Origin of the sequence: Bradyrhizobium sp. AZCC 2289, assembly GCF_036924615.1 — a bacterium.
Classification (GTDB): Bacteria; Pseudomonadota; Alphaproteobacteria; order Rhizobiales; family Xanthobacteraceae; genus Bradyrhizobium.
This window is the reverse complement of the sequence record NZ_JAZHRY010000001.1, coordinates 3852979-3865255: the sequence shown is the minus strand read 5'-3', so window position 1 is coordinate 3865255 and position 12277 is coordinate 3852979. Positions and strand designations below refer to the sequence as shown.

The 12277-nt window shown below is 62.9% G+C and carries 9 protein-coding genes; 5 read left to right on the top strand and 4 right to left on the bottom strand.

The annotated features are described in order from the left end of the window. Positions 1-16: 16 nt before the first annotated feature. Positions 17-1765, bottom strand: coding sequence for a flavin-containing monooxygenase (locus tag V1289_RS18420; protein ID WP_334398206.1), 1749 nt, complete (start codon positions 1763-1765; stop codon positions 17-19). Positions 1766-2095: 330 nt separating this feature from the next. Here V1289_RS18420 and V1289_RS18415 point away from each other — a divergent pair, with 330 nt between their 5' ends. The 3 genes from V1289_RS18415 to V1289_RS18405 are packed head-to-tail and all read left to right on the top strand — an operon-like array spanning position 2096 to position 6379. Next, positions 2096-3184, top strand: a complete 1089-nt coding sequence (locus V1289_RS18415) for an FAD-dependent oxidoreductase (protein WP_334398205.1) — start codon at positions 2096-2098, stop codon at positions 3182-3184. 44 nt (positions 3185-3228) lie between these two features. Beyond that, entirely contained in the window at positions 3229-4851 is a 1623-nt protein-coding gene (locus V1289_RS18410; protein ID WP_334398204.1) for a thiamine pyrophosphate-dependent enzyme, read from the top strand. Between the two features lie 49 nt (positions 4852-4900). Further along, positions 4901-6379: an FAD-binding oxidoreductase gene (locus tag V1289_RS18405; protein WP_334398203.1), complete on the top strand. Its 1479-nt coding sequence runs from the start codon at positions 4901-4903 to the stop codon at positions 6377-6379. A 17-nt stretch (positions 6380-6396) separates the two neighbouring features. On the opposite strand, the gene V1289_RS18400 is transcribed toward V1289_RS18405, so the two are convergent. Further along, entirely contained in the window at positions 6397-8220 is a 1824-nt protein-coding gene (locus V1289_RS18400) for a di-heme-cytochrome C peroxidase (RefSeq protein ID WP_334398202.1), read from the bottom strand. Positions 8221-8463: 243 nt separating this feature from the next. Between V1289_RS18400 and V1289_RS18395 the strand changes: the two genes are divergently transcribed. Further along, a complete protein-coding gene (locus V1289_RS18395) occupies positions 8464-9144 on the top strand; it encodes an alpha/beta hydrolase family protein (protein ID WP_334398201.1) in 681 nt (226 codons plus the stop codon). Here V1289_RS18395 and V1289_RS18390 read toward each other — a convergent pair whose 3' ends face one another. Then, a complete protein-coding gene (locus V1289_RS18390; protein ID WP_334398200.1) occupies positions 9145-9927 on the bottom strand; it encodes an SDR family oxidoreductase in 783 nt (260 codons plus the stop codon). Between the two features lie 229 nt (positions 9928-10156). On the opposite strand from V1289_RS18390, the gene bioB reads away from it, so the two are divergent. Continuing rightward, the gene (bioB, locus tag V1289_RS18385; protein ID WP_442896027.1) at positions 10157-11137 is read left to right on the top strand and encodes a biotin synthase BioB; all 981 of its coding nucleotides are present in this window, start codon (positions 10157-10159) and stop codon (positions 11135-11137) included. A 23-nt stretch (positions 11138-11160) separates the two neighbouring features. On the opposite strand, the gene V1289_RS18380 is transcribed toward bioB, so the two are convergent. Then, positions 11161-12135: a ketopantoate reductase family protein gene (locus tag V1289_RS18380; protein ID WP_334398199.1), complete on the bottom strand. Its 975-nt coding sequence runs from the start codon at positions 12133-12135 to the stop codon at positions 11161-11163. Positions 12136-12277: the final 142 nt, after the last annotated feature.

Below are 12277 nucleotides of genomic sequence, written 5' to 3'. Positions count from 1 at the left end.
CTCGCCACCGGTCTCTTCAGACCACCGGCACGCGCCTGGCGGCAACCGCTGCCGGTGAAATCACCTCGATATCCAGCGGCACGCGCCATCGCTCGGTCAACCGCACGCGCGGCGCTTCGTTGCCGGCGTTGGCGCCATCGATGACAAAACCTTCGAACCCGTTGGTCATGACCTCGTTGCACTTTTGAACGTAGACCGGGAAGCCGCCGATGTAAGGCATGAAGACGCGCGGTCGCCCCGGGATGTTGGCGCCGACATACCAGGAACTGCAGGTCGACCGCAGCGAGACTTTTGACACTTCGTTGACGTGCTCAACCCATTCATCCTCAAAGTCGGGCAGCGGTTCGACGGTCGCCGCGCCGACGTCGCGCAGATGCGCCATGAAATCGGCCATCCAGTCGACGTGCTGCTCGATCGCCTGGATCATGCTCGCCAGCACGGACGGACTGCCCGGTCCGGTGATCGTGAACAGATTGGGAAAGCCCGCGGTCGCCACGCCGAGATAGGCGCGGGGGCCGGCGCGCCACTTCTCGGCCAAGGTTATGCCATTGCGGCCGGTAATCCGGATCTTGTCGAACGAGCCCGTCATCGCCGCAAAGCCGGTGGCGTAGATGATGGCGTCCAGCGGGTATCCGACGCCGTTGACTTCGATGCCGTCAGCCGTGAAGCGCTCGATCGGCGTCTTCGACACATCGACCAGTTTTACATGCGGCAGATTATACGTCTCGAAATAGCCGGTATCGACGCACAGCCGTTTGCAGCCGAACACGTTGTCCGGGCATAGCAGCTCCGCCGTCGCCGGATCCTTGACGATGCTCCGGATCTTGCGGCGCGCGAACTCGGCGATGGTGTCGTTGGCGGCTTTCTCGAACAACAGGTCGCCATAGGCGCCGAGAAACGGCAGGCCGCCGCGTTCCCACGCTTCCTGATATTGCCGTTCGCGCTCCTCCTCCGTCGCCTCCAAAGCGGGTTGCATGTTGAAGGGGAAATAGAAGCCGGTCGGCCGCGCCCGGGCCTTGGCGCGAAGCGCCGGGTAGTCGGCCTTGATGCTGCTGCGATATTCCGGGGTCAGCTTGGCGTTCCATGCCGGGACGGAGTAAGTGGCCGTGCGCTGGAATACCGTTAGCTCGCAAGCCTGTTGCGCGATGATCGGGATCGACTGGATCGCCGAGGACCCGGTGCCGATGATGCCGACGCGCAGCCCGGTAAAGTCGACGCCTTCGTGCGGCCATTCGCCGGTGTGATAGACAGGGCCGCTGAAATCCTCGCGCCCGCTGAACGGCGGATGGTTGGCCGCCGACAGGCAGCCGACCGCCATGATGCAGAATTTGGCGGAAACCTTGTCGCCGCGGTCGGTCTCGATGCGCCAGCATTTTGCGGCTTCGTCGAAACTTGCCGCGGTGACGCGGGTGTCGAACCGGATGTGCCGGCGAAGATCGAAGCGGTCGGCGACATGGTTGGCATAGGCCAGGATTTCGGACTGGGGTGCGTATTTTTCCGACCAGTCCCACTGCTGATCGAGTTCCTCCGAGAACGAAAAGGAATATTGCATGCTCTCGACGTCGCAGCGGGCACCCGGATAGCGGTTCCAGTACCAGGTGCCACCGACGCCGCCGCCGGCTTCATAAACCCGCGCCGTAAAACCCAGGCCGCGAAGGCGGTGCAGCATGTACAGGCCGGCGAAACCCGCGCCGACGACGACCGCATCGAAAACCGCGTCGACTTCCGGGCGACGTTCAGGCTCATTCAGGGGGCTGGGAACCATGGAAAATTTCCTGCCAGAGATTGTTCTTGTTTTTTTGGGTGCGCTGACGCGGTGGTCGCGGCAATCAGGCGCGTTACATCAGCCCAAAGCGCGCCGGCGGTCAATCGCGTCACGATGCCGGCGGGCCGGCGATGGTTCCGTCGCGGTCGCGGCCGGCCGAACCGCAAGTCGCACGCCGCGATCCCTGCACCCAATTGTCGCCGCGCGTAACGCTTTTCTTGTCGCGAAAATTGGCGTACAAGCATGAGCGTCAATCTATTTTCTTGGCAACTTTAAGTTAAGAGTCATTTTGCGCTTTCGCGCGCTTCGAATTTTTGCAGGGGAATGGATATGGCAACCACGCCCAATTTGCCGACGCCCGATTTTACCTACGATCCCACTTTGCCCGGCGCATGCATTGCGGGTGTGAGGCCCTACCGCAACGGCTCCTATCGGCTGGATAGCGAAACCATCGGGAGCAAGTTCATCGTCCATAATTACGGGCATGGCGGCGCCGGCATCACCCTGAGCTGGGGCTGCGCGGGCAAGGTGCACGATATCGTCAAGGGCTTTCTGGTCGGCACGCAGGATACCAAAGTGGCGGTGCTGGGCGCAGGCGTGATGGGCCTGACCGCGGCCACAAGGATGCTCGATCTGGGATTGGCGGTCACGATCTATTCGGATCGCAAGCCGCTCGAGACCACATCCTCGAAAGCGGGCGGCCAGTGGGCCGTGTCGGTCGTGGAATACTCCGGCAAAGAGCGCGAACTGACCGACATCATCAAGACCGCCTATACGACCTTCAAGGCGAGCATCGGTCAGGGTTTTGGCGTCTCCGAACGGCCCAATTACACGGCCACGTCGTCGCACAATCTGGATATCGTGATCCAGCTGGCGCCGGGCCTCATTCCACCACGGAAGTCGCTGGCGCGACTACCGTTCGAGGGCCATACCCAGCCCGGCTTCGTCTACCAGACCCTGCTGATCGAGCCGCCCATCTTTCTCGCCAGGTTAGAGGCGGACTTAAGGGCGCGCGGCGCCGTTTTCGTGAACAGGAAATTTACCGGCAAGTCCGACATCCTGGCGTCGGTGACGGAGAACATCCTGATCAATTGCACCGGCCTCGGCTCGATGACGCTGTTCAGCGATACGAAAATGCAGCCGATCAAGGGACAATTGGCGATGCTGCCGCCGCAAGCCGCGCTGAAATATCTCTATGGCCAGAACGGATACATGTTTCCGCGCGCCGACCACGTCGTGATCGGCGGGACTTTCGAGGTCGGCGTCAACAATGAGACGCCTGATCCCACGGTGTGCCAGGGTCTGGTCGATCACATCGCATCGCAATTCGGCAAGGCGCCGGTCAAGCCGCTGCCCGATATCCATATTCACCATCCGGATCATGCCCCGATCGTCAATCCGGACATCCCGGTGGCCTGAGATTTCAAGACGGATGATTTTCATCGATTGTCGGGGGCAGAGGCGTGGCTTTCACCGTTGCCGATTACATTTTGAAACGGCTCAGCGAACAACGTGTCGACCGGTTGTTCGGCGTGCCGGCCGCCTACTGCGCGCCCTTGTTCGATGCCGCGCCTAACCACGGCATCAAATCCATCGTTGCGGCGAGCGATCTGGAAGCCGGCTACGCCGCCGACGGTTATGCGCGCACCAAGGGGCTTGGCGCGGTGTCGGTTGCCTACGGTGTCGGAACGCTGAGCATGATCAATGCGATCGCCGGCGCCTATGTCGAACGCAGCCCCGTCGTCGTGATCAATGGCGGGCCGACGGCGATGAATATCGCCAATCTGCACCAGTACGACATCGTGTTCTCCCACTCGCTCGGCAAGGATGCGACCGATCTCGCCGCCTACAAACTGGTCACCGCAAAGGCTGCGCGCGCGGGCAAGGCCAGCGAGGTGCCCGCCATCGTCGACGACGCGATCTCGACCGCGATCAGGAGCAAGCGGCCGGTCTATATCGAGATCGACATGAGCATCTGGGATGCCGCCTGCCCGATGCCGGGCGGACCGCTGCCTGTCACCACGCCGCCTGCCGGCACCGAACACGCGCTTGCCACCACCATTGTCGCGCTGATCCGCGCCGCGCAATCGCCGCTGATCCTGGTCGGGACTGAAATTCAGCGCTACGGCCTTGCCGATGCGGTGGCCGGCCTGATCGCCAAACTGGGCGTGCGATGGGCGACCGCCCTGCAGTCCAAAGCCACGCTCGCGGAGCAGGGCGACGGCTGGGTCGGCGTGTACGACCCGCCGCATTCGCATGCCGATGTGAAGAACGCGGTCGAGCAATCCGATATGCTGCTGACGCTGGGATGCGTCTTTCCCAACACCTTTGCCAACCTGGTGCAGTGCTCGTTCGGCCGTATGGTCCAGGTTTATGACGGCAAGGTGAGGATCAAAGCCGGCGCCAAGCAGAATGCGGAGCTTGCTACGCTGGTTGCCGCGCTTATTACGGAGGCCGCGAAAAAGCCGCCCGCGCCGGCGCCGATCGGGGCATTGCCTGTGCCCCCGGGGCCGGCTGCGGGTGCGCTGACCTACAGCCAGGTGTTCGAGCGCATCGCAGCCTCGCTGGACCATTCCTGGCTCGTCATCCCCGATACGTTCCTTGGCGTCTATTCGGCGGCCAACCTCCCGGTGATGGGCCGCGATGGTTTTCTGTGCAGCGCGGTGTGGGCCTCGATCGGGCACTCGGTCGCCGCCGCCGTCGGTGCGTCGCTCGGCTCGAACCGCCGCCCATTGGTCGTCTGCGGCGACGGTGGATTTCACATGACGGCGCAAACCCTGTCGACCATGGTGCGGCATGGCTGCGACCCCGTCATCGTCGTGATAGCCAACGGCATCTATGGTTACGAACAGTTTCTGGTCGATCCATCATTCTTCAACAATGCGGCGAACCAGCCGCGTTCCTACGCCGTCCTCAATCAATGGGATTTCGTCAAATTCGCGGGCGCGCTCGGCGTGCCGTTCACGCAAGCAGTCGATACCGCCGCCGCGCTCGATGCCGCGCTGGCCGCGGCAAAGGCCTTCAACGGACCGGCGCTGATCGCAGCCGCGGTCGATCCGCACGGTCTGCCCGCGGAGCTGCCGTAATATTGCTGATTGCCGTTTCGACGTCGATCAGATCGCAGGAGGGAATGCCATGGAACATCCGCTTCGCGTCGATGAATTCGATGCCTCCGAAATGCCGTCATCCGTCGGCGTAGAGCCGGCCGCAGCCGCTCCGCCACCGCCCGCTGCCGCCAGCGCGCCGCTTCCGCCGCTGCCGAACCTTCCGGCAACCGACGTGCTGTTCCTGAAGCCGTCAGATGCGCACTATGCCGACTATCTGCCGGCCGCCAACAGGCGCACGCAGCTCAGCCCGTCGCTCCGCGCGGTGTGCAAGACCGAACACGCCGTCGCCGTCATGGTCGATTGGGTCCGTACCAACAATCTGAAATTTGCGGTCCGCTGCGGCGGCCATTCCTACGAAGGCTTTTCCCAGTCGGTCGATGTCGTGATCGATGTCCGCGGCCTGAGCACGATTTCGGTCGACAAGACCGCCGGTCTGGTTACCGCAGGCTCGGGCGTTTCGCTGTATCACCTCTATCAGGCGCTGGCCGCCCAGGGCCTGGCGCTGCAGGCCGGAAGTTGTCCGACCGTCGGCATCTCCGGGCACCTGACGGGCGGCGGCCATGGGCTGCTGGCGCGGTCGCACGGCCTGACCTGCGACAGCCTTCAGCAAGTCACTGTCATCGACAGCCAGGCCCGGACCTTGCAGGCGAGCGCCACCTCCGAGCCTGATCTCTATTGGGCCTGCCGCGGGGGCGGTGGCGGCAGTTTTGGTGTTGCCACGCAATTTGTGATCCGCGCCTTTCCGCTGCAGACGGCGCTGGTGTTCGGCGTCTCCTGGACCCTGTCGCAGGCGCATGCCGCGCGGATGTTCGCGGCGTGGCAGGCCTGGGCGCCGAACGCGCCCAGCACGATCACGTCGATCATGAAGGTCGGCCCCGCGGGAAATGGCCTGATCACCATGCGTTGCATCGGCCAGTCGGTCGGCACCGAGACCGAGTTGCGCAATCAGCTGCAGACGCTCACGACACTGGCGACGGCGTCAAGGCCGTTGTCGGTGCAGTCGCTGAGCTTCCTCAATGCGGTGCTGCATTTCGCCGGGCCGCTCGACTATGAGTCGGTCTACATGAAAGCCAAGTCCGATTACGTGCTGACCCCGCTCGACACGGCCGGCATAAGCGACATGATGGCGGCGGTCGCGCCGATCCCTGTCGGCGGCGTGGTCCTGTTGTGCGATTCCTATGGCGGCAAGATTGCGGATGTCGCGGCCGACGCCACCGCGTTTCCGCGCCGGGCCGGCACGCAATATTGCATCCAGTATTATTCGAGCTGGACCCGCGCGGCGGATACGCCCGTGCATGTTGCGCAAGTCGCAAAGGTCTACGCCGCGATGCGGCCCCATCTGCCGGGCGCGTCCTATGTGAACTATTGCGATCTCGACCTGCCGGATTACGCGACCGCCTATTGGGGCTCCAATCTCGGCCGCCTCGTTGCCGTGAAGCAGGAATACGATCCCGACAATCTGTTTCACCACGCCCAGAGCGTGCCGGTCAGTCTACCGGCCGCCTGAGCTTCAATGGCCTCAACTCAAAGCGTCTTGAGGTACTCGATCAGCGCCTTTCGCTCATCGGGCGCCAATGCGCGTCCGACACGGCCGTAGGCCTTCTCGTCGTTGGTGAATTCATGACCCCTGTTGGAATTTCCGCGTAGCGAGGTATCGAATTCGAACCCGTTGGTGAGGGGTTCGATGCTGTAACCGAGATTCACGGGATCGTACTCGCGGTTGCCGAGATAGAATGTTTTCGGCCGGTTCTCAGCCGCGCCCAGCAGCGCCTCGATGTTCGGGACCGAACCGTTGTGGAGATAGGGCGGCGTGGCCCAGACTCCATTGAGCGAGCGGACCTTGTAGGCGAGTTCGCCCTGGATCTTGTTGGGCATGTTTCCGTTGATGTTCGCCTTCTCCTTGTCGCTCAAGGGCGGCGGTTCCTGCTCCTTGATCCAGAAATTGACGGTGTTCTCGACCACATCCTTGAGCGCGTCCGCGAACGCGTACGCCTTGATACCGAGATTTGAGGGAAGCTCGACCGTTCGATTGATCATGTCCGTCGCCTGGGCGGGATCGGTACCGACATGGCTGATCGGGATGTTTTCGACCACGACGATCGGCTGGCCGGCCTCGTTCGTCGTCCACCATTTCTTGTTGTTGAAGTCGAAGAACTCCTTGCTCGTCACAGGCGGGCGATGACAATCCTGACAAATGGCCTTGTAGAGTTCGGCACCCTGGGCCGCCCGCGGCTCGTCGATGGGCGGGAGGATAGTGCCGGGCCATTTCGGGGATTTCAGGCCCGAGAAGCCTTTTTCCGCGCTCGGCGGATCGCCCTTGATCATGCTTTCCATCTTGTCCAGCGTCTTCACCTGCACGCTCGATTTGTACAGGCCTTTCGACGGGTCGATCAGATTGAGCTCCGCCGACACGCCCAGCGCTTCGCCGGCATTACGCACCATCGGTTGCATGATGGAGCCGTTATACTGCACCCAGTCGAACCAGGGCGTGTTCCAGATCCGCGGATAGTGCACCGGCGCCGACGAGGCGGCGTAGTTCTTCGGATTGTTGAGGTCGATGGAGAAGACCTGGTTGCCGATCCGGTTGAGCGCATCGAGGCGCCCGTAACCTTCCACGATACTGAGCGGCGCAACGCTGTCTTCGAGTTTCTTCGCCTTGTTGTACTGGTTCAGGACCAGAATGAGCTGCTTTTTCAGCAACGCGCGGTCGGCGGACGTTGCGTCAGGCCCGAGGATCCGCTCGGCAAAGCGCTGGAAGCGGAGCGGCAGGATTCGCGTCAGCAACAGCGACACCCCAATCCCTTGCTTCAGGTTGAAGAGATTGGTGAGCGCCGGGCCGCCGTCGATGATGACGGTCGTGTCCTTGTAGGTGAACCGTCCCGTATGACAGGCCGCGCAGGTCAACCCGAGGCCGGTCATGTCCTTTTTCGAGCGCGGGTTGCGCCATGGATTGCCCGATGCGTCGGACATTGTACTGCCCGACGCGAAGCCGATGGGCAGCGACTTTTTGCCGGGTTCGATCACGTCCGGAATGAAGCCGTAGCGATCCAGATAGGCCGGGTCGCTGAGGAGGCCGGCGGCCGTCAGCGTGATGACCGGCTGCTCCAGCGCCTCGAACCATTCAAGGGGTATGCCGAAGGTCCGTGTCCCCTGGTCGGCGTGATAGAACCACGCGAGCTCCTTTTTATCGTTGTTCACGTTCTGGTCGAGCCAGACGGTCTTCTTCGTCGCTTGATATTCCGGCAGGCTTACGTGGATAGCGTCGAGAAACTTGTCGAGGGCATAGATGCCGACACCGACGCCGATCACCACCACCGCGCCAAGAATGATTTTGATTTTGCGACCCATCGTCCCCGCCCCCTTATTCCGCGCTGCCCGCCGTGCTAATCATGCACTATTAAAAATCGCCAGAAAGTCACTCAGCTCTGGCGTGCCTACGAAATGAGTCACCAGCTTATAGTAGCAACATTACCCTGTCCATAAATCCGGTCTTGTGAACCGATTAACAGTTTTTACCGGGAGTTGGCGCGTTTGCCTGTCGCGCGCCGGAGACGTAGAACCCTTGAAATCGCTTGATCCGGGATTGCCGATTTGAAAGCCGCCGCACAACCGCTCCAAATCGAGATCAGCCCTGCGGCGTCGGTCTCCGCGCTTCTGGTCCGGCCGCCGCAGGCGCGCGCGTGTTACGTTTTTGCGCATGGCGCCGGCGCCGGCATGACCCATGCCTCGATGGAGACGATTGCAACGGGACTCGGCGAGCGCGGCATCGCGACCCTGCGTTATCAGTTTCCCTACATGGAAAAAGCCGGCAAACGGCCGGATCCGCCGGCGGTCGCGCATGCCGCAGTGCGCGCGGCGGTGGCCGAGGCCGCACGATGCTGTGCCGGGCTGCCGCTTATCGCGGGCGGAAAATCATTCGGCGGGCGGATGACATCGCAGGCGCAGGCGATCGCGCCGCTCGACGGCGTTCGCGGCCTTGCCTTCCTCGGCTTTCCCCTGCATCCGGCGGGAAAACCTTCCAGCGACCGGGCCAAGCATCTTTCCGCGGTCAAAATCCCGATGCTGTTCCTGCAGGGGACGCGCGATGCCCTCGCCGAACTGAACCTGCTCGAGCCCATGGTCAAAAGCCTGGGCGCGCAGGCTGCGCTGCATCTGGTGAAGGAGGCCGATCATTCCTTCCACGTGCTGGTGCGCTCCGGGCGCAACGACCGCGAGGTGATGAACGAAGTTCTGGACGCGTTCGCGGCGTGGGTTGATTCCATTATTCGCTAATCACCCGGCGCGCTGAACGCCATAGATCTTGTCGCGCTGCCGCCGCATCCCGGCGAGCCAGCGGTCCCTGCTGGAAGCCTTTCGCTGCATGTACTCGGCGACCTGTTCGTGCGACAGGATCAGGAAGCGTTCGGCCTCCATCCCCGCGATCACGATGCGGGCGACTTCGGCCGGAAGCATCACGCCGTCGACCCGCGCGGCGCTCGGACCCGGCGTAGTCATTCCCGTCTGCACCGATTGCGGGCACAGCACGGAAACGCGGATGCCACGGTCGCCATATTGAATGGCAAGATGCTCGGCGAGCGCAATCGCGGCGTTCTTCGTCACCCCATACGGCATCGAATTGAGCGAGGCCAAAAGGCCCGCCGCGGACGCGGTGTTCAGCAGATAACCCGAGCCTCGCGCCAGCATCCCCGGCACCAGCGCGCGCGCCGCGAATACGTGGCTCATGACATGGACCCGCCAGCTGACGTCCCAGTCGGCATCCGATGCGCTCTCCTGTCCCTTGCGCGACAGGCCGGCATTGGAAAAGAACACGTCGACCGGCCCATACTTGGCCTCGGCGGCCGCGATCAGCGCCTTGACGTCTTCTTCGAGCCCGACATCGGCGGTCACCGCCAGCCCGTCGATATCGCCTGCGACCGCCGCCAGCCGGTCGCGCGAGGACTTGAGGTCGGCGACCACGACGCCGCGCGCCCCGGCCGCGGCATAGGCGCGCGCGACCGCCTCGCCAATTCCGCTCGCCGCTCCCGTGACCACACAGACCTTGTTCTTGACTTGCATGTTCGGTTCCCGTTCCCCTTTTTGGCGGGGCGAGATCGGAGAGTGATACGACCGCCGACGCGCGGTCAACGTCCGTTTGCCTTCGTCCGTTTGCCTTAATGCCCGTTTGCCTGGCGATCAACTTTTCAAACGCATGGCCGGCTTGCACTGGTCTTCCCTGTCGTCATCGTGCAATGGTCTTGACGCAATCGAAGGTCTTGCCGCAATCGGAAATTTCGGAGAACTGGGAATGCTTGACGCAAGAGACGGGACGACTTCGATGGGCGCGCCGGCGGCCTCGCCGAATTGGACGGTTGAAGCAGCATGGGCGCTTTACCGGATGCCGTTCAACGACCTCCTGTTCAAGGCGCAATCCGTTCATCGGCAGCATTTCGATCCCAACCGCGTGCAGCTGAGCAAGCTGCTCAACATCAAGACCGGCGGCTGCCCCGAGGATTGCGGCTATTGCAGCCAGTCCTCGCATCATTCGACCGGGCTCACGGCCTCGAAGCTGATGGAGGTCGAAAAGGTCGTCGCCGAGGCGCGCAAGGCCAAAGACGGCGGCGCGACGCGCTACTGCATGGGCGCCGCATGGCGGAATCCGAAGCCCAGGGACATGGATGCCATTGTCGAGATGGTAGGTCGGGTGAAAGCGCTCGGCCTCGAGACCTGCATGACGCTGGGCATGCTGGACCGCGAACAGTCGGATCGCCTCAGCGCCGCGGGTCTCGACTATTACAACCACAATATCGATACGTCAGCGCGCTATTATCCGCAGGTGACCTCGACCCGCACATTTTCCGATCGCCTCGATACGCTGGAAAATGTCCGGCAATCCGGCATGAAAGTGTGCTGCGGCGGCATTCTTGGAATGGGCGAGGAAGAAGCCGACCGCGTCGACATGCTGGTCACGCTCGCCAACCTGACCGAGCCGCCGGAAAGCGTCCCGATCAACATGCTGATTCCGATTGCCGGCACGCCGCTCGCCGAATCCGCTTCCGTCGCGCCGATCGAGTTTGTCCGGATCGTTGCGCTCGCGCGCCTCATGATGCCGACTTCCTATGTCCGTCTGTCGGCCGGCCGTTCGGCGATGAGCGATGAGATGCAGGCGCTTTGCTTCTTTGCGGGCGCCAACTCTATCTTCGTCGGCGACACCTTGCTGACGACGGCCAATCCCGAAGACGAAGCCGACCGGAAGCTGTTTGATCGGCTGGGATTGCAGCCGGTCTGACCGGCCTCGCATCGATCCAATCTTTAGCCCTGGCAGAGTCCCTTGTCCCGCGCCTGGCGGATCGCCAGCGCCGCCATCAGGTCGATCATCGGCGTATCGAGTCCCGCGGCCCTGGCGAACGCGGCGGGCGCGCGGACCAGCACGTCGATCTCCATGGCGCGGCCGAGTTCGTAATCCTGCAGGATGGATGGCTTGTGGTCGGGCGCAGGCCCGGTGCGGGTGACGCGCTTGACCTCCGGGATATAGCGTTGGGCGATGCAGTTGGCCTCGTCGAGCAGGCGCGGGATGATTTCGCGCAAGGCCGGGTCGTCCCGCACCGCTCGCGCGGTTTGCCCGGTCAGCAGGCACAGCACCGACATCGACATGTTGGTCAGGAGTTTCGACCAGATCGTCTCCCGAATCTCCGGGACGTCAGGCGATTCGATTGAGGCCTCGTTGAGGACGGCGCGCAGCCGCGCGATCCGCCTGGAGGGGCGGTCGTCGCATTCCCCGATCAAGAGCCGGTTCCGGTCGGGAGAGAGATTGGCGACGACGCCGGGTTCGACCACCTCGTTCGACGAAAAGATCACGCCGCCGATGATCCGCGCTTTGGGAATGGCGGCGCGCAACCGGCCGCCGGGATCGAGAAAGCCGAGGTCGGGAACATCAGGATGATTTGGCGGCAGGCCAAGATCGTACCACCAGGGAATGCCGTTCTGGGCAAAGACGACAGCAGTATCTGCGTTCAGCAAGGGTTTGAGGCCGGTTGCGAGCGCGCCGACTCCGGTCGCCTTCAATGTGCTGATCACGACATCCTGCGGGCCGAGATCAGCCGGATCCCCGGATGCTTTGACCTTTGCGATGAACCTGGCGTCGCCGACCCGAAGCGTCAGGCCGCGCGCCTTCACCGCTTCAAGATGTGGCCCGCGCATCACGCAGGATACTTCATGCCCTGCCAGCGCCAGCCGCACCGCAAAATGGCTGCCGACGGCGCCGGCGCCGAAAATGCATATCCGCATGGGAATTGGCGTTCCTGTTGGGAGGGAGAGGGTCGAGCCGCCAGTTTCCACAAGCTTGCGCCGGAGCGCAACGGGTCATGCGATCAGCGCCACTGGCGGCGCGGAAAGCGAAAGTGATAGATCAACGTCCGCGGTCCCGGCA

Bases quoted from the DNA above. Each gene is read 5' to 3' on its own strand.
- V1289_RS18400 (WP_334398202.1), bottom strand. From the start codon at position 8,220: ATGGGTCGCAAAATCAAAATCATTCTTGGCGCGGTGGTGGTGATCGGC.
- V1289_RS18415 (WP_334398205.1), top strand. From the start codon at position 2,096: ATGGCAACCACGCCCAATTTGCCGACGCCCGATTTTACCTACGATCCC.
- V1289_RS18390 (WP_334398200.1), bottom strand. From the start codon at position 9,927: ATGCAAGTCAAGAACAAGGTCTGTGTGGTCACGGGAGCGGCGAGCGGA.
- bioB (WP_442896027.1), top strand. From the start codon at position 10,157: ATGCTTGACGCAAGAGACGGGACGACTTCGATGGGCGCGCCGGCGGCC.
- V1289_RS18380 (WP_334398199.1), bottom strand. From the start codon at position 12,135: ATGCGGATATGCATTTTCGGCGCCGGCGCCGTCGGCAGCCATTTTGCG.
- V1289_RS18405 (WP_334398203.1), top strand. From the start codon at position 4,901: ATGGAACATCCGCTTCGCGTCGATGAATTCGATGCCTCCGAAATGCCG.
- V1289_RS18420 (WP_334398206.1), bottom strand. From the start codon at position 1,765: ATGGTTCCCAGCCCCCTGAATGAGCCTGAACGTCGCCCGGAAGTCGAC.